A 16,723-nucleotide genomic window follows, 5' to 3' on the forward strand; every position below is an offset into this window, starting at 1 on the left:
TATCCAGGGATCGTTACTCAGGCTAACATTTTACCTGATCTTTGAACTAGAGGGCTCCCCCGTGCACCCCCTCCAGATCGCCCGCCCTAATGTGGTGGACTGTCACGGCCGCAGTCACCCTCGCCACAAGGATTCGGATGCCCCGCTCGAAGAAGTTCCGGCGCGCTCGTCTGACCGTGATCGTGCTGGCCGTGCTGCTGGTGGCGGGTGTCACCGGCAGCGGCTGGTGGGCCGTGGACACCGTCCGCTCCTCGTTCCCCGAGGTGACCGGCACCGTCCGGGTCGCCGGCATGTCCGCCCCCGTCGACGTGAAGCGCGACGACAAGGGCGTCCCGCAGCTGTACGCGGACACCGACGCCGACCTGTTCCGCGCCCAGGGCTACGTCCAGGCCCAGGACCGCTTCTGGGAGATGGACGTCCGCCGGCACATCACCGCCGGGCGGCTCTCCGAGATGTTCGGCTCCGGCCAGGTGGACACCGACGCCTTCCTGCGCACCATGGGCTGGCGCCAGGTCGCGCAGCAGGAGTACGACACCGTGCTCTCGGAGGACACCAAGAAGAACCTCCAGGCGTACACCGACGGCGTCAACGCCTGGCTGAACGAGCACCCCGGCGGGGCCGGCGCCTCGCTGGAGTACGCCCTGCTCGGCGCGGTGAACAGCGGCTACCAGCCGGAGAAGTGGGACCCGGTCGACTCGGTGGCCTGGCTCAAGGCGATGGCCTGGAACCTCTCCGGCAACCTGCAGGAGGAGATCGACCGCTCCCTGCTGGCCCAGGACTTCACCCCGGACAAGATCGCCCAGCTCTACCCGGCCTACCCGTACGAGCGCAACGGCACCATCGTGAAGACCGGCACCGTCGCCGGCGACGGCAGCTACAAGCCCGCCGACGGTTCCGCCGCCCCCGCCGCCACCCCGGCCGCCCAGGCCCGCCCGGCGACCGGCAACCTGCTCGACGACCTCTCCGGCCGGATCGCCGCGATGCCGCAGCTGCTCGGCCCGCAGGGCCAGGGCATCGGCTCCAACTCCTGGGTGGTCGGCGGCGCCTTCACCACCACCGGCAAGCCGCTGCTGGCCAACGACCCGCACCTCGGCCCGGGCATGCCGTCCATCTGGTACCAGATGGGCCTGCACTGCCGGAGCGTCTCCAAGACCTGCAACTACGACACCGCCGGCTACACCTTCGCGGGCATGCCCGGCGTGGTCATCGGCCACAACGCCAACATCGCCTGGGGCTTCACCAACCTCGGCGCCGACGTTACCGACCTCTACCTGGAGAAGGTGACCGGCCCGGACACCTACCAGGTCGACGGCAAGGACGTGGCGTTCAAGACCCGCAAGGAGACCATCAAGGTCGCCGGCGGCGCGGACCGCACCATCACCGTCCGCACCACCCAGGACGGGCTGCCGCTGATCTCCGACCAGAGCTCCGAGCAGCAGAACGTCGGCAAGTACGCCCCGGCCGGCAACACCGCCCCCGACCGCGCGGCCGGCTACGGCGTCGCGCTGCAGTGGACCGCGCTGACCCCCGGCAGGACCATGGAGTCGGTCTTCAAGCTCGACCGCGCCGCCAACTGGGCGGACTTCCAGTCCGCCGCGCAGGACTTCGCCGTCCCCGCGCAGAACCTGATCTACGCCGACACCAAGAACAACATCGGCTACCAGGCCCCGGGCATGATCCCGATCCGGGCCAAGGGCGACGGCACCGTCCCCGTCCCCGGCTGGGACCCCAGCTACAAGTGGACCGGCTACATCCCGTTCAAGTCGCTGCCCTACAGCTACAACCCGCAGGCCGGCTACATCGTCACCGCCAACCAGGCCGTGGTCGACCCGAGCTACAAGCCGCTGCTCACCAAGGACTGGGAGTACGGCACCCGGGCCAAGGAGATCACCGACCAGATCCAGGACAAGCTGAAGAACGGCGGCAGGATCTCGGTCGACGACATGCAGGCCATGCAGCTGGACAACACCAGCGTGATGGCCAAGACCCTGGTGCCGCTGCTGCTCCAGGTGCAGGTCTCCGACCCGTACGTCCGCGAGGCCCAGGACCTGCTCAAGGACTGGAACTTCCGGCAGGACGCCGACTCGGCCGCCGCCGCGTACTACAACGGCGTCTGGCGCCAGCTGCTGATGCTCGCCTTCGGCCAGAAGTTCCCGGCCGACCTGCGGGCCGAGGGCGACTGCCTGCTGGTCCGCCAGAAGACCAACTCCACGCTGCCCGACGACGCCCTCAACGGCGCCGCGCAGGCGGTCACCGAGTGCGGCACCCGCAAGGCCTCCCAGGCCCAGCCGGACGGCGGCGACCGCTGGATGGAGGTGGTCCGCCAGCAGCTGGCCCAGCCCGACAGCTCGTGGTGGGAGTACATCGACTCCGACCACATCCCGCAGAAGGGCCTGAACAACCTGCTCGCCGAGGCCCTGAAGGACGCCCGCCAGGACCTCACCTCGCGGCTCGGCAAGGACATCAAGACCTGGAGCTGGGGCCGGCTGCACACGCTGACCCTCAAGGAGGCCACGCTCGGCTCCGACGACTCCTCGATCGCCTCCGGCGTGGTCCACAAGCTGCTCAACCGCGGCCCGTACAAGCTGGCCGGCGGCACCGCCGCGGTGGACGCGGCCGGCTGGAACGCCGCCGCCGGCTACCAGGTCGACTGGATCCCGTCGATGCGCATGGTCGTCGACCTGAACAACTTCGACGGCTCCCGCTGGATCAACGTCGGCGGCGCCTCCGGCCACGCCTTCCACCCCAACTACAACGACCAGACCGAGCTCTGGGCCAAGGGCGAGCTGTTGCCCTGGGCCTGGACCCCGGACGCGGTCGGCCAGGCCGCGAAGAACGTGATGACCCTCACGGCCGGCTGACGCCCGGCACGGCCTGCCGGCCGCTCACAGGCGCAGCACCCCCGCGGGGGTGACCACCGCGTCGACCGGCAGGTCGTGCTCCTCGGCCGGAACGGCGTCGAGGAGTTCGTGCTCGTACAGCAGGGTGGCCAGCAGCGGGCGGGCTCCCGCCCGGGCCAACCGGGCCAGCACCCGGTCGTAGCTGCCGCCGCCGCGGCCCAGCCGGATGCCCCGGCGGTCCACCGCCAGGCCCGGCAGCAGCACCAGCCCCGCCCCGCAGACCGCCTCGGGGCCCAGCCGCGGCCCGGTCGGCTCCAGCAGCCCGCGGGCCGCCGGGGCGAGCGCCGCCCGGCCGGTGTAGGCGGCCCAGTCGAGGTCGTTGTCGGGCAGCAGCACCGGCAGCAGCACCCGCACCCCGCGCCCGAGCAGCGCGTCCAGCAGCGGCCCGGTCCCCGGCTCCCCGCCGACCGACACGTACGCCGCCACCACCGAACCCGGATCCGCCAGCGCCGCCGCGGGCCCCGCCAGGGCGGCCGCCGCCGCCGCGCGAGCCGCCGGGTCGAGCGAGCGACGCTCCGCCAGCAACCGTGACCTCAGCGCGGTCTTGTCGTTGGGCAAAGGATTGGCACTCAAAGGATCTCCCCAGCTCGCGTCGACAACGGTGACACGAGCCTGACACGCAGAGGCCGCCCCATGTCCACCTCGCTCCTGCTCCAGGCGCTGGCCGGGCTGAGCGCACCCGCGCTGGCCGCCGCCGGCTGGTCCGGGCTGCGCCTGCGCCGGTCCACCGCGGCCGCCGCGGCACGCGAGGCCGAACTACGGCAGCGGCTCGGCGACCTCGAGGGCGAGCGGGACGAGCTCCGCCGCACCGCCTCCTGCGACCCGCTCACCGGCGTCTGGAACTACCGCCACCTCCAGATCACCCTCGACCGCGAGATCGAGCGCAGCCGCCGCGCCGAGGCGGCCGCCGCCGAACCCCGCCCGCTCGCCCTGCTGATGCTCCGGATCGACGGCTTCGAGCCGGTGGTCGCCGAGCACGGCCGGGCCCGGGCCGGCGCCATGCTCCGCGACCTCGCCCAGCGCCTCAGCGTGGAGATCCGCCGCTCGGACACCTTCGGCCGGTACGGCGGCGAGGAGTTCCTGGTGCTGCTGCCGGACACCGGCGTCGAGGGCGCGATCCACGTCGCCGAACGGCTCTGCTGGTCCGTCCGCCGCCACCGCCTGCTCGACTTCTCGCCCGCCGCCCCCGCCGAGCAGCGCCCGGCCGGGCGCAACGGCCTCACCGCCGCCGTCGGCATCGCCGTGCTGCCCCGCGACGGCGGGCACGCCGCCCCGCTACTGCGCGCCGCCGACCAGGCCCTGGCCGACGCCCGCGCCGCCGGCGGCGACTGCTGGCGCGGCGCCACCCGCCCGGGCGCCGCCGCGGCGGCCCAGGGCACCGCCCCGGTCACCGGCACCGCCCCGGACACCGGCACCGCCCTGGTCACCGGCACCGGCAGCGGCGGCGAGCGCCCGGCGCCGGAGTTCGACCGCCCGGCGCCGGAGCGGGCTCCCGGCGGGAAATCCGGCGACGCGACGCCGGGTAAGGTGTCCGCTTGTGCCGATGAGGCCCCTCTCACCTCGCCCGGCACGACTCATGCGGCTGCGGGGGCGGCCGCGCGAGACGGGGTTTCATGACCGCTTCACTCCGCTCTCAGCCGGGCGGAACCACGTCTTAGTAAGGTCAACGCATGACGAAGACGCACGCACGCACCCCTGTCACCAAGGCCGTCGTCCCGGCCGCCGGCCTGGGAACCCGCTTCCTCCCGGCGACCAAGGCGACCCCCAAGGAGATGCTGCCGGTCGTCGACAAGCCCGCCATCCAGTACGTCGTCGAGGAGGCCGCCGCCGCCGGCCTGTCCGACATACTGATGGTGACCGGCCGCAACAAGCGTGCGCTCGAGGACCACTTCGACCGGGCCTACGAGCTGGAGGAGCTGCTCACCCGCAAGGGTGACCACGACCGCCTGCGCCGCGTCCAGGAGTCGGTCCAGCTCGCCAACATGCACTACGTCCGCCAGGGCGACCCCAAGGGCCTCGGCCACGCCGTCTCGGTCGCCGAGCAGCACGTCGCCGGCCAGCCCTTCGCCGTCCTGCTCGGCGACGACCTGATCGACCCGCGCGACCCGCTGCTCTCCCGCATGATCGAGGTCCAGCAGGAGCTCGGCGGCTCGGTCGTCGCGCTGATGGAGGTCGACCCCGCCCAGATCCACCTGTACGGCTGCGCCGCGGTGAAGCCCAACGGCCTCGGCGAGGACGTCTTCCGGATCACCGACCTGGTCGAGAAGCCGGACACCGCCGAGGCGCCGTCCAACTACGCGGTGATCGGCCGGTACATCCTCGACCCCGCCGTCTTCGACGTGCTGCGCGACACCGCCCCCGGCCGCGGCGGCGAGATCCAGCTCACCGACGCCCTGCGCGAGCTCGCCACCCGCGAGGAGAACGCCGGCGGTCCCGTCCACGGAGTGCTCTTCAAGGGCCGCCGCTACGACACCGGCGACCGCGGCGACTACCTTCGCGCTATCGTCCGACTGGCGTGCGAGCGCGACGACCTCGGCCCGGAATTCCGGGACTGGCTGCGCCGCTTCGTCGCCACCGAGATGCAGGGCTGAACCACCGAGAAGGCGAGCGTGAGGCGATGACCGGGCACACCGACAGCTGCTGCGAGGGCACCCCGGCCCCGGCATCGCCCCGCATGTGGACCGTCGACGAGCACCTCGCCGACGTCCTCGCCACCGTCGCGCCGCTGCCCGCGATCGAGCTGCCACTGCTCGACGCCCAGGGCTGTCGGCTCGACGAGGACGTGGTCGCCGGAGTCGACCTGCCGCCCTTCGACAACAGCTCGATGGACGGCTACGCGCTGCGCACCGCGGACACCGCCGGCGCCACCGGCGCGTACCCGTCCGTCCTCGCCGTGGTCGGCGACATCGCCGCCGGGGCCGGCGAACTCCCCAAGGTCGGCCCCGGGCAGGCCGCCCGGATCATGACCGGCGCCCCCGTCCCGCCCGGCGCCGAGGCCGTCGCCCCGGTCGAGTGGACCGACGGCGGCACCGGCACCGGCCGCGCCGCCGACTCGATGGGCGCGGCCGTCGCCGACGAGGAGGTCCGGGTGCTGCGCCCGGTCGCCGAGGGCGCGCACATCCGCCGCCGCGGCAGCGACCTCGCCGCCGGCGACCGGGTGCTCACCGCCGGCACCGTGCTCGGCCCCACCCAGCTCGGCCTGCTCGCCGCCATCGGCCGCGGCACCGTCCGGGTCCGCCCCCGCCCGCGGGTGGTGGTGCTCTCCACCGGCAGCGAACTGGTCCAGCCCGGCGAGCCGGTCGGCCCCGGCCGGATCTCCGACTCCAACTCCTTCACCCTCACCGCCGCCGCCCGCGACGCCGGCGCCATCGCCTACCGGGTCGGCGGCGTCCCCGACGACGCGGCCACCCTGCGCGCCGTCCTGGAGGACCAGCTCGGCCGCGCCGACCTGATCGTCACCAGCGGCGGCGTCAGCGTCGGCGCGTACGACGTGGTCAAGGAGGTCTTCGAGTCCTACGGCGGCGTCGACTTCCGCCGGCTGCGGATGCAGCCCGGCAAGCCGCAGGGCTTCGGCCGGATCGGCGGCTCCGGCGACGGCGCGGGCGTCCCGCTGCTGGCACTGCCGGGCAACCCGGTCAGCGCGTACATCTCCTTCGAGCTGTTCGTCCGCCCGGTCATCCGCACCATGCTCGGCGCACCGGACATCCACCGGCCGGTGGTGCGCGCCGAGTGCACCGCCGCGCTGCGCTCGCCCGCCGGGCGGCGGCAGTTCCTGCGCGGACGGTACGCCGACGGCTCGGTCACCCCGGTCGGCGGCGAGGGCTCCCACCTGGTCGGCGCACTGGCCCGGGCCAACTGCCTGATCACCGTTCCCGAGTCCACCGAGTCCGTCGACGCGGGCACCGTCCTCGATGTGGTCCTTCTCACGGACTGAGGCGGGCGGGGCTGTACGGTAGCGCGGTATTCGACCTGCGCTGCATGGAGCAACCGTGACCGACACACCACCCGGCGACCGCCTGACCCACGTCGACGACACCGGCGCCGCCCGCATGGTCGACGTCTCCGAGAAGGCCACCACCGTGCGGACGGCCGTCGCCGCCGGGCGGGTGCGGGTCGCCCCGCGCGTCGTCGAACTGCTGCGCGGCGAGGGCGTGCCCAAGGGCGACGCCCTCGCGGTGGCCCGGATCGCCGGGATCATGGGCGCCAAGAAGACCCCCGACCTGATCCCGCTCTGCCACCCGATCGCCATTTCCGGGGTCAAGGTCGACCTCGCCGTCGCCGACGACGCCGTGGAGATCACCGCCACGGTCCGGACCGCCGACCGCACCGGCGTCGAGATGGAGGCCCTGACGGCGGTCGCCGTCGCCGGGCTCACCGTGATCGACATGGTCAAGGCCGTCGACAAGGCGGCGAGCATCGAGGACGTCCGGGTGCTCACCAAGACCGGCGGCAAGAGCGGCGACTGGGCGCGCGCCGCCGAGCCGGGCGGTGCTGAGTCGGGCGGTGCTGAGCCGGGCGGTTCCGAGCCGGGGACTGCCGAGCCGGGCGGTGCCGCGTGAGGGCGCTCGCCGTCACCGTCTCCAACCGGGCCTCCGCCGGGGTCTACGAGGACAAGGGCGGCCCGCTGCTGGTCGCCGGACTGCGCGCGATGGGCTTCACCGCCGACGGCCCCCGGGTCGTCCCGGACGGCGAACCGGTCGAGGCGGCGCTGCGCGAGGCGGTGGCCGCCGGCTACGACGTCGTCCTCACCACCGGCGGCACCGGCATCTCCCCGATGGACCTCACCCCCGAGATGACCGCCCGCGTCATCGACCGCCAGGTCCCCGGCATCGCCGAGGCCATCCGGGCGTACGGACGCGAGAAGGTCCCCACCTCCGCCCTGTCGCGCGGCCTCGCCGGCCTGGCCGGACGTACCCTGATCGTCAACCTGCCCGGATCCACCGGCGGGGTCAGGGACGGCCTCGCCGTCCTGGAACCGCTGCTGGCCCACGCGGTCGACCAGCTCGGCGGCGGCGACCACCCGCGGCCGGCCACGGACCCGCAGCCCGCTGCGGAGCCCGGCTCCGACCCGGCGCCGGGCGGGCACGTACGCCCTGGCGAGGGGAGCCCGCACTGAACGCCGGCTGGCCGGTCGAGCTGCACGAGGGGGACGTCACCCTGCGCCCGATCCGGGTCCGCGACCAGCGCGCCTGGCAGGAGGTCAGCCGCCGCAACCGGGACTGGCTGCGCCGCTGGGAGGCCACCGTCCCGCCCACCCCGGCCGGGCGCGTGCCCACCAGCCGGCCCACCTACCGGCAGATGGTCCGCTACCTGCGCGGCGAGGCCGGCGCGGGCCGGATGCTGCCCTTCGTGGTGCTCCACCGGGGCCGCCTGGTCGGGCAGCTCACCGTCGGCGGGATCACCTGGGGCTCGATGTGCTCCGCCAACGTCGGCTATTGGATCGACGAGGAGGCGGCCGGCCGAGGCATCATGCCGACCGCCGTCGCCCTCGCCGTCGAGCACTGCTTCACCGACCTCGGACTGCACCGGATCGAGGTCTGCATCCGGCCCGAGAACCGGCCGAGCCGCCGGGTGGTGGAGAAACTGGGCTTCCGCGAGGAAGGAATGCGCCCCCGCTATCTCCACATCGACGGGGACTGGCGGGACCACCTGGTCTACGCCCTCACCGTCGAGGAGGTCCCGGAAGGGATGCTGGAGCGCTGGCGCTCCCTCAGAAGCCGCCGCTGACCCCATAATTGAATATCTGTTCGAAATAGATATCGATCTGGCATCGGGGTCGGGTCGAGCCGTCACAAATACCGGCAAAATAGTCGGAGAATCAGCTTGATCGCACGACACGCCGCGCCAAATTGCTGCCAGGCCTTCCCCTGCGCCCGTACCGTGTGAAACGTGAGCAGTAGCGGCCTTATCTACGCGGTCATCGTAGGGGCCTGGGCTGCCTATCTGGTGCCGATGTGGCTCCGCAGGCAGGACGAGCTCAACGAGTCGCGTCCGACGGAACGCTTCAGTACCGCGATCCGCCTGCTGGCCGGTCGCTCGGCGCTGGAGCGGCGCGCGGCCCGGTCCCTGGACGGCCAGACCGGAGTCCACTCCACCACCGACCCGGACGTCGCCGACGACGGCGCCCCCGGCTCCGGCGGCACGGCCGCGGCCGTGGTCGACGGTGCGATCGGCGACGCCCCGGACCTGCGGGTCGAGGGCGTCCTCGCCGACCCCGCGCAGCCCTCGGGCCCCGACCGCGTCGAGCACCCGGTCGGCGACCGGCCCGCGGTGGAGCACCGGCCCGCCGGCCACCACCGGGCGGACCGCCACGGCGACCACCACCACGGTGAGCACCACAGCGGCGTGCACCACCACGGCGACCACCGCTCGGCCGAAGGCCGGCAGTCCGCCGAGCGGCGGGCCCGGCTGCTCGCACGCCGGCGGCGGATGGTCACCCTGCTGTTCGGCGCGTTCGCGCTCGGCGCCGTCGTCGCGGCCGTCGCCGGATTCGCCTTCATCTGGGTCCCGGCCGTCCCCGCCGTCCTCCTCACCCTCTACATCGGCCACCTCCGCCGCCTGGAGCGCCAGCGGTACGAGGTGAAGCTCGACCGGGTCCGCGCCGCCCAGGCCGCCGAACGGCTCCGGGCCCGCGAACGCGAGCGCCTGGCCGAGACCGCCCCCGCCGCCGACACCCCGGACGAGCCCGCCGCCCGCCCGCGGCTGCGCCTCGCCGGCGAGCCCGCCGGCCGGCCCGAGTCGCCCGCCGCCGCGGTCGCCGACGCCACCGAGCACGAGGAGTGGGTGGACGGCATGCGCGAGCGTGCCGCCGCCGGCCCCGACTCCTGGGAGCCGGTCCCCGTCCCGCTCCCCACCTACGTCACGGCACCCGTCGCCCCGCGGATCACCCGCGGCCTCGACCTCGGCTCGCCCGGCACCTGGGACTCCGGCCGCCAGGCCGCCGAGCCCGCCCGCACCACCCCGCTCTTCGACCAGTACGCCGACCCGGCCCCGCCGCCGGTCGTCGACGACTACGCGACCCGCCCCAGAGCCGCCAACGAATGACCCTCCCGCCCCGCCCGAGCCACCCGCCCGCGGCGGGGCGACCCGCCTCCGAATGTGGTCACGACCTGGTCCGCAGAGGTGATAGAGTTTCTTCTCGTTGGGGCTGTGGCGCAGTCCGGTAGCGCACCTCGTTCGCATCGAGGGGGTCAGGGGTTCGAATCCCCTCAGCTCCACCCAACGGAAATCCCGTCCGGTTCACCCGGACGGGATTTCTGCTTTCCGGCCCACGTCCAGACGGCCTGTCAGCCGCCGACCGCCGGCGGGGCCCGGGCGAGCCTTCCCAAGGTGGGAGGTGATCACTAGGGTTTCGGCGTGGCCGAACATGAGTCCAGTGACGCGCTGTGGGAAGAGTTCGTCCGGGAGTACGAGAAGAACAACGCCGTGCACGAGCCGAGTGCGGCGGAGCGCTCGCAGCCGCCCAAGCAGCGGCGCTCCCGTTCGTGGCTGGTGCCGGTGGCGGTCGCCGCGGTGGTGGCGATCGGGGCGCTGGGGTACGCGTTCCGGCCGTCGCACGGGGCGAAGCCCACCACTGCGCCCGCGTCGGCCTCGGCCTCCCCGTCGGCCACGGGTTCCGCTTCGGCCTCCGCCTCGGCTTCCGCGTCGGCGACGGCGGCGGTGCCGGTTTCGGTGTTCCCGAACCAGGTGCAGGGGTACACGCTGGTGGTGAGTGCGACCAATGCGACGTGCACGGGGTCGGACACCGTGGGCCCGACGCTGGCGGGGCTGATCACCCAGAGCAAGGGCTGCCTCGGCGTCGACCGGGCGCTCTACAAGGACGCCGACAACAACCAGTACACCCTGGTGCTGTTCACCATGAAGGACCCGATGGACGCCTTCACCCTGGTGAACCGGCTGGCGGAGGATCCCACCGACTTCCAGGCCGCGGTCCAGGCGCCGCCGAAGGACTCCGAACTGCGCCTGCTGCCGGCGGACAGCGGGCGGGTGCAGTCGTACGCCTTCTCCGGGTCGGCGATGATCGTGGGCATGGCGCAGTGGTCCGACGGGCACAGCACCGACTTCAACACGCTGGTGGGGAAGCTGAGCCCGCTCGTCGACACGGTGATCAAGCGCGTCCCGGTCTGACCGGCCCGGGGCAGCTCGGGGCAGCAGCTCAGGGCAGGTCGTCGAAGGGTTCGTCGCTCCAGCGGAACGAGGCCCGGTCGCCGTCGATGTGCAGCAGGAACTCGGCCACCGGCCCGGCCGGTGCGGCCAGCGTGAGGGTGTCCGCGATCAGGTCGTAGGCGAGGTCGAACTCCTCCCACTGCTCCGCGTCGGCGAGTTCGCGGGTCCGGTCGAACAGCGGCCGCACCCCGGCGAAGGCCGGCGTGGGGTGGAACCGGCCGTTCAGCCAGGGGAAGTCGGCCTGGTCGACGGCGATTTCGCCGAGCAGTTCGTCGCCGCGCAACAGCCGCCAGACCTCGTCGGTGAATCCCATGGCGCCAGTCTCCCATTCGCTCCTGGATCGCTCGAAGGGGTGATTGCGGGCGTGGGGGCGATGTGCCGGGGGGTGGGGAGGAGGCAGGCTCGGGGCGTCAGGTGTCGCACCGAACTGCCGACGAAGGGGCGGGTTCAGTGGCTCAGCCGTTCGAACTGCCGGATTTCTACGTGCCGTACCCGGCCAGGCTCAATTCCCACTACGAGCAGGCGCGCGTCCACACCAAGGAGTGGGCCCGCGGGCTGGGGATGCTGGAGGGCTCGGGAGTCTGGGAGGAGAGCGACCTCGATTCGCACGACTACGCGCTGCTCTGCTCGTACACCCACCCGGACTGCGACGCGCAGGCGCTGTCGCTGGTGACCGACTGGTACACGTGGGTGTTCTTCTTCGACGACCACTTCCTGGAGATGTTCAAGCGCACGCTGGACCGGGAGGGCGGCAAGGCGTACCTGGACCGGTTGCCGGCGTTCATGCCGATGGAGCTCGCGGACGGCTTCCCGGAGCCGACCAACCCGGTGGAGGCGGGGCTGGCGGACCTGTGGCGGCGTACCGTCCCGCACATGTCGGGGGACTGGCGGGCACGGTTCGCCGAGTCGACCCGGAACCTGCTCAACGAGTCGCTCTGGGAGCTCTCCAACATCAACGAGGGCCGGATCGCCAACCCGGTTGAGTACATCGAGATGCGGCGCAAGGTCGGCGGCGCGCCCTGGTCGGCCGGGCTGGTCGAGTACGCGGCGCAGGCGGAGGTGCCCGTGTCGGTGGCGCACGAGCGGCCGCTGCGGGTGCTGCGGGACGCCTTCTCGGACGCGGTCCACCTGCGCAACGACCTCTTCTCGTACGAGCGGGAGATCGGCGAGGAAGGCGAGTTGAGCAACGGGGTGCTGGTCCTGGAGACCTTCCTCGACTGCTCCACGCAGCAGGCCGCCGAATCGGTCAACGACCTGCTGACCTCGCGGCTGCAGCAGTTCGAGAACACCGTGCTCACCGAAATCCCGCGGCTGTTCGTCGAGTTCGGCCTCGGGGCGGAGGAGCGCGGGCGGGTCCTGGCGTACGTCAAGGGGCTGCAGGACTGGCAGTCGGGCGGCCACGAGTGGCACCGGCGCTCCAGCCGCTACATGAACGGCGGCGGGGCCGCCGCGCCGCTGCCGGCCCCCACGGGGCTCGGCACCTCGGCCGCCGACCTGCGGCTGACGGCCGGCATCGGCGGGCTGCGCAGCCTCACCCACGTACCGCACCGGCGGGTCGGGCCGTCCCGCGTGCCCGAGTTCGAGCTGCCCTTCGGTGGCTCGGTCAACCCGCACCTGGACGGCGCCCGGCGCCGCCTGGTCGAGTGGTGCGCCCGGATCGGCCTGCTGGAGCCGCAGCCGGGCGTCCCGGCCTCGGACCTGTGGACCGAGGAGATGCTGGTCGAGTTCGACTTCGCGCTCTGCTCCGCCAGCATCGACCCCGACGCCACTCCCGAGGAACTCGACCTCAGCGCCGCCTGGCTGGCCTGGGGCACCTACGCCGACGACTACTACCCGGCGGTGTTCGGGCCGACCCGCGACCTGTTCGGCGCGAAGCTCGCCAACGAGCGGCTCTCGGCCTTGATGCCGCTCCAGGGCGCGGCGACGGCCGAACCGGCCGGCGCGCTGGAACGCGGCCTCGCCGAGCTCTGGACCCGGACCGCTGTCACGATGGGCGCCGAGGCGCGGCGGACGTTCCGGTCCTCGGTCGACCTGATGCTCGACAGCTGGCTGTGGGAACTGGCCAACCGGGCACAGCACCGGATCCCCGACCCGGTCGACTACATCGAGATGCGGCGCGCCACCTTCGGCGCCGACCTCACCATGGGACTGGTCCGGCTCGGGCACGCGGACACCGTCCCCGCCGAGGTCCTGGGCAGCGGGACGGTCGAGACGCTGGAGCACGCGGCCGCCGACTACGCCGGCCTGGTGAACGACGTGTTCTCGTACCAGAAGGAGATCGAGTACGAGGGGGAGTTCCACAACGCGGTGCGGGTGGTGCAGAACTTCTTCGCCTGCGAGTACCCGGCGGCGCTGGGCATCGTCGCCGACCTGATGAACTCCCGGCTGAGCCAGTTCCAGCACGTGGTGGCCGGGGAACTGCCGCTGCTGAAGGACGACTCCGGGCTCGACCAGGAGGCGTCGGACGCGCTCGACCGGTACGTCCGCGAGCTGGAGGACTGGATGGCGGGCGTGCTCGCCTGGCACCAGGGCACCGGCCGCTACGGCGAGGAGCAGCTCCGCCGCCACTTCGCCCCGCGGACGGCTTCGGCGGCCGTACCGGTGCCCGCGCAGCAAGTGCCGCAAACAGCGCCCGCGCCGGCCTTCGTGCTGGGCGGCCCGGCGGGGCTCGGCACCTCCGCCGCCCGCATCCTCGCCGACCTCGCGGACGGCGCCGCCCGCCCCTGAGACCCGATGCCCGGACCGGCCCACCCCCGCACCCGATGCGGGCGGTGGGCCGCGGCACGCAGTGGGGCCGATCCGGTCGTATGGTGCGGGGACGGAGGGCGGGTCGAGGCTGGGAGGCCGGGGTTGCGGTACGAGGTGGCGGTGGAGATCGCGGCGGCGCCGGAGCGGGTGTGGGAGGTGCTGACGGACGTGGCCGGGTGGCCGCGGTGGACCGACTCGATGACGGCCGTGCGGCGGCTGGACGAGGGGCCGCTGGCGGTGGACAGCGAGGCGCGGGTGGAGCAGCCCCGGCTGACGGCGGCGGTGTGGAAGGTCAGCGAGCTGGAGCCCGGACGGAGCTTCGAGTGGCGCAACGAGAACGCGGGATTCACCACGACCGGGTCGCACCGGTTGGAGCCGAGCGGGAGCGGGGGGACGCGGGTGGTGCTGGGCATCCGCCAGGAGGGTTTCCTCGCGCCGCTGCTGGGGCTGCTGTACGGCCGGCTGACGCGGCGGTACGTGGACCAGGAGGCGGCGGGGCTGAAGCGGTTCTGCGAGGGCAACGGCTGACCCGGCCGGGCGCGGGGGGATGACCCCCGGCCCGGCCGGTGGCGGCACTAGTTGCGGTACTGGTCGTGCTGCGGCTGCGACTGCGGTCCCTGCGCCTGGCGCGGGACGGGGCCGCCGGACGGGCGGCGCCCGCGCGGGTGCCGGGTGAGGGTGTAGCCCGCGACGCCCGCGAGGGCGGCCAGGGCGCCACCGGCGGCGGTCCACCACCAGCGGGTGTTCCAGCCGGAGAAGAGGTCCGAGTACCAGTGGGACTCGGGCTCCACGGGGGCGGCCGCGTGCGAGGCGCCGGCCGAGGGTGCGGCCGAGGCGGAGGCGGACGGCGCGGCCGGGGCCGCGGGCGCCGTCGTGCTGCCGGGGTTGACCGGCGGGACGAGCGGGGCCTTCAGCTCGCCGCCCTCGGGCTGGGCGTCGTCGGCCCCGCCCTTGGCGCCGATGTGCACCTTGACCTGGGCGGCGAGGCCGAGGTCCTGCTGGGACGCGTCGTTGACGGAGAGTCGGATGTAGTACGTGCCGGGCAGCGGGTCGCCGGACCAGGGCTCGGCCCAGGAGCGGATCTGCCGCAGGGTGCAGCTCATCGCCACCGAGCCGGCGCTCTGCTCGGCGGTGCCGTTCTGCTGCCCGGCGGTGCAGGACTGGCGGCGGCGCAGGCCGTCGAACAGTTCCACCGTCCAGGTCTGCGGGCCGTGCCGGTCCGCGGACGCCGCCAGGTCGACGTTCACCTGCACGGTGTCGGTCTGGCCCTCGGAGGCGGCGAACGCCCAGTAGAGGTAGTCACCGGTGGAGGCGGGCACGTCCGCGTCCTGGCCGGGCGCGAGGGTGATCGCGGTCAGGAAGCTGGTCCCGGCGTTGGTCAGCGCGGGCTTGGGGCCCTTGCCCGAAGCCGACGCGGACGCCGAAGCCGACGCGGACGCCGAGGGAGCGGCCGCGGAGGGCGAGGCGGCGCCGGCCACCGGCGCGGCGAGTGCGGTCAGCCCGAGGGCGAGCAGACCGGCCTTGAGAGTCGTACGCATCGTCAGTTCTCCTGCCAGACGGCGATCCGCCAGCGTGCCAGCCAGCCGAAGACCAGGCCGGCCAGCAGACCGGCGAGGGTGAGGACCAGCAGCAGGATCCAGCCGTGGCCGAGGCCCATCGCCGGACCGTCCGGCGCGGGGGAGGCGGCGGTGACGTCCACGGTCAGCTCCAGCGGCAGGCCGGGGTCGGCCTGGACACCGGCCTGGCCGGCGAAGGAGTTGCTGACCACCAGGCAGACCGTCGAGGCACCGGACGCACCGGAGGCACCCGAGGCACCGGACTTGCCCGAGGCGCCCGACGCCGAGGCCGAGGCGGAGGTCGAAGCGCCGTCGGAGTCCGGGGCGGACCAGCGGACGCCGGTGGAGGCCACGTCGGTGCGGCCGCTGCCCGCGTCGGTGCCGCGGACCAGCTCCTGCCCGTGCAGGTCGGTGGCCTGCAGCAGCACGCCGTAGTCACGGGCGACCGCGCGGTCCGGGGTGACCGAGACGGAGGCGCGCAGCTCCTGGCCCGGCTTGACCGGCACCCGGTAGACCCGGTGCTCGGAGAACTTCTCCCGGTCGCTGTAGACGCCGGGGGCGAGCAGCGGCGCGGTCTCGCACTTGTCGGTGCCGGCCGCCTTGGCCGGGGTCACGCTGTGGGTGTCGCCGGCCCGGCCGACCAGCTGCTTGACCTTCTGGGTGAGCTGCGCCTGGGTGCGCACGTCGGTGAAGGTGCCGCCGGTGGCGTTGGCGATGCACAGCAGCTGCTGGCGGGTCTTGTCGTCGTGCGCCAGGCCGAGCGTGTCGACGACCAGGTGGATGCCCTGGGCGGCGAGTTCGCGGGCGACGTCGCACGGGTCCGGCGGGGCGCAGGAGTCCTCGCCGTCGGTGATCAGCACGATCCGGCGGGTGGTCGGGCCGGTGCCGAGGTCCTGGGCGGCGCCGCGCAGGGCGAGGCCGATCGGGGTCCAGCCGGTGGGGCGCAGGGTGGCGACCGCGGTCTTGGCCTCGACCTTGTCGGTCTTGCCCACCGGGAAGAGCTGCTTGGTGTCCTTGCAGCCCTCGTTCTTGTCGTTGCCGGGGTAGGTTGCGCCGAGCGTCCGTATGCCGAAGTCGGTCTCCGCCGGGAGGGCGTCGATGACGTCGTTCAGGGACTGCTGGGCGACCGAGATCCGGCTCTTGCCCTCGATGTCGGTGGCCCGCATCGAGCCGCTGACGTCGAGCACCAGGTCGACCTTGGGGGCTTCGGTGGGGGCCGCGGGGGCACCCGGTTCGTCGGCGTGCGCCGGGAGGCCGCTGAGCAGCGCACCGGCGGTGATCGCCAGGGCTCCCAGCAGGCCGGCCGCGCGGGCCGGCCGTCGTCGTTTCGTCGTGATCACGGCCGCATCCTAT

At 73.4% G+C, this 16,723-nt stretch carries 14 protein-coding genes, 1 tRNA gene and 1 pseudogene; 12 read left to right on the plus strand and 4 right to left on the minus strand.

Features of this window, described 5'->3' with window-relative positions; all coding sequences use genetic code 11:
• The first annotated feature begins 137 nt into the window (after window positions 1-137).
• Window positions 138-2,861 carry a penicillin acylase family protein gene (locus FHR36_RS01620; protein ID WP_253793070.1) on the plus strand — a complete coding sequence of 908 codons (2,724 nt, stop codon included), beginning with the start codon at window positions 138-140 and terminating at the stop codon, window positions 2,859-2,861.
• A 24-nt stretch (window positions 2,862-2,885) separates the two neighbouring features.
• Here the strand turns inward: FHR36_RS01620 and FHR36_RS01625 are convergent, their stop codons facing one another.
• Window positions 2,886-3,473 carry a 5-formyltetrahydrofolate cyclo-ligase gene (locus FHR36_RS01625; RefSeq protein ID WP_253793072.1) on the minus strand — a complete coding sequence of 196 codons (588 nt, stop codon included), beginning with the start codon at window positions 3,471-3,473 and terminating at the stop codon, window positions 2,886-2,888.
• Between the two features lie 60 nt (window positions 3,474-3,533).
• Here FHR36_RS01625 and FHR36_RS01630 point away from each other — a divergent pair, with 60 nt between their 5' ends.
• The 9 genes and pseudogenes from FHR36_RS01630 (at window position 3,534) to FHR36_RS01670 (ending at window position 11,027) form a co-directional block, all read left to right on the plus strand.
• Entirely contained in the window at window positions 3,534-4,517 is a 984-nt protein-coding gene (locus FHR36_RS01630; protein WP_253793074.1) for a GGDEF domain-containing protein, read from the plus strand.
• Between the two features lie 53 nt (window positions 4,518-4,570).
• Window positions 4,571-5,491, plus strand: coding sequence for a UTP--glucose-1-phosphate uridylyltransferase GalU (galU, locus tag FHR36_RS01635; RefSeq protein ID WP_253793077.1), 921 nt, complete (start codon window positions 4,571-4,573; stop codon window positions 5,489-5,491).
• Window positions 5,492-5,517: 26 nt separating this feature from the next.
• Window positions 5,518-6,834 carry a molybdotransferase-like divisome protein Glp gene (glp, locus tag FHR36_RS01640; protein ID WP_253793079.1) on the plus strand — a complete coding sequence of 439 codons (1,317 nt, stop codon included), beginning with the start codon at window positions 5,518-5,520 and terminating at the stop codon, window positions 6,832-6,834.
• A gap of 115 nt (window positions 6,835-6,949) precedes the next feature.
• A pseudogene (gene moaC / locus FHR36_RS01645) lies at window positions 6,950-7,375 on the plus strand (cyclic pyranopterin monophosphate synthase MoaC); the annotation flags it as partial.
• Window positions 7,376-7,455: 80 nt separating this feature from the next.
• Window positions 7,456-8,016, plus strand: a complete 561-nt coding sequence (locus FHR36_RS01650) for a MogA/MoaB family molybdenum cofactor biosynthesis protein (protein WP_253793081.1) — start codon at window positions 7,456-7,458, stop codon at window positions 8,014-8,016.
• Window positions 8,013-8,627 (plus strand): GNAT family N-acetyltransferase, encoded by a 615-nt coding sequence (locus FHR36_RS01655; protein WP_253794647.1) that lies wholly within the window; start codon window positions 8,013-8,015, stop codon window positions 8,625-8,627. The genes FHR36_RS01650 and FHR36_RS01655 overlap by 4 nt, the downstream gene beginning before the upstream one ends.
• Window positions 8,628-8,789: 162 nt before the next feature.
• Window positions 8,790-9,944 carry a divisome protein SepX/GlpR gene (sepX, locus tag FHR36_RS39125; RefSeq protein WP_301329678.1) on the plus strand — a complete coding sequence of 385 codons (1,155 nt, stop codon included), beginning with the start codon at window positions 8,790-8,792 and terminating at the stop codon, window positions 9,942-9,944.
• Between the two features lie 99 nt (window positions 9,945-10,043).
• Window positions 10,044-10,117 (plus strand) — tRNA-Ala (locus tag FHR36_RS01665).
• A 139-nt stretch (window positions 10,118-10,256) separates the two neighbouring features.
• On the plus strand, window positions 10,257-11,027 hold the full coding sequence (locus tag FHR36_RS01670; protein ID WP_253793083.1) for a hypothetical protein: 771 nt from the start codon (window positions 10,257-10,259) through the stop codon (window positions 11,025-11,027).
• 28 nt (window positions 11,028-11,055) lie between these two features.
• Here FHR36_RS01670 and FHR36_RS01675 read toward each other — a convergent pair whose 3' ends face one another.
• Window positions 11,056-11,379, minus strand: a complete 324-nt coding sequence (locus FHR36_RS01675) for a hypothetical protein (RefSeq protein WP_253793086.1) — start codon at window positions 11,377-11,379, stop codon at window positions 11,056-11,058.
• A 137-nt stretch (window positions 11,380-11,516) separates the two neighbouring features.
• Here FHR36_RS01675 and FHR36_RS01680 point away from each other — a divergent pair, with 137 nt between their 5' ends.
• Both FHR36_RS01680 and FHR36_RS01685 read left to right on the plus strand, forming a co-directional pair.
• A complete protein-coding gene (locus FHR36_RS01680; RefSeq protein WP_253793089.1) occupies window positions 11,517-13,793 on the plus strand; it encodes a terpene synthase family protein in 2,277 nt (758 codons plus the stop codon).
• A gap of 123 nt (window positions 13,794-13,916) precedes the next feature.
• Window positions 13,917-14,342: an SRPBCC family protein gene (locus FHR36_RS01685; RefSeq protein WP_253793093.1), complete on the plus strand. Its 426-nt coding sequence runs from the start codon at window positions 13,917-13,919 to the stop codon at window positions 14,340-14,342.
• A gap of 47 nt (window positions 14,343-14,389) precedes the next feature.
• Here the strand turns inward: FHR36_RS01685 and FHR36_RS01690 are convergent, their stop codons facing one another.
• Both FHR36_RS01690 and FHR36_RS01695 read right to left on the minus strand, forming a co-directional pair.
• A complete protein-coding gene (locus tag FHR36_RS01690; protein WP_253793096.1) occupies window positions 14,390-15,352 on the minus strand; it encodes a peptidase in 963 nt (320 codons plus the stop codon).
• Window positions 15,353-15,354: 2 nt separating this feature from the next.
• Window positions 15,355-16,707 carry a VWA domain-containing protein gene (locus FHR36_RS01695; protein ID WP_253794648.1) on the minus strand — a complete coding sequence of 451 codons (1,353 nt, stop codon included), beginning with the start codon at window positions 16,705-16,707 and terminating at the stop codon, window positions 15,355-15,357.
• Window positions 16,708-16,723 lie beyond the last annotated feature (16 nt).

Origin of the sequence: Kitasatospora cinereorecta (assembly GCF_024172095.1) — a bacterium.
GTDB lineage: Bacteria > Actinomycetota > Actinomycetes > Streptomycetales > Streptomycetaceae > Kitasatospora > Kitasatospora cinereorecta.

Coding starts and splice junctions, on each gene's coding strand:
- FHR36_RS01675 (WP_253793086.1), bottom strand. CDS start 11,379: ATGGGATTCACCGACGAGGTCTGGCGGCTGTTGCGCGGCGACGAACTG.
- FHR36_RS01690 (WP_253793096.1), bottom strand. CDS start 15,352: ATGCGTACGACTCTCAAGGCCGGTCTGCTCGCCCTCGGGCTGACCGCA.
- galU (WP_253793077.1), top strand. CDS start 4,571: ATGACGAAGACGCACGCACGCACCCCTGTCACCAAGGCCGTCGTCCCG.
- FHR36_RS01630 (WP_253793074.1), top strand. CDS start 3,534: ATGTCCACCTCGCTCCTGCTCCAGGCGCTGGCCGGGCTGAGCGCACCC.
- FHR36_RS01620 (WP_253793070.1), top strand. CDS start 138: ATGCCCCGCTCGAAGAAGTTCCGGCGCGCTCGTCTGACCGTGATCGTG.
- glp (WP_253793079.1), top strand. CDS start 5,518: ATGACCGGGCACACCGACAGCTGCTGCGAGGGCACCCCGGCCCCGGCA.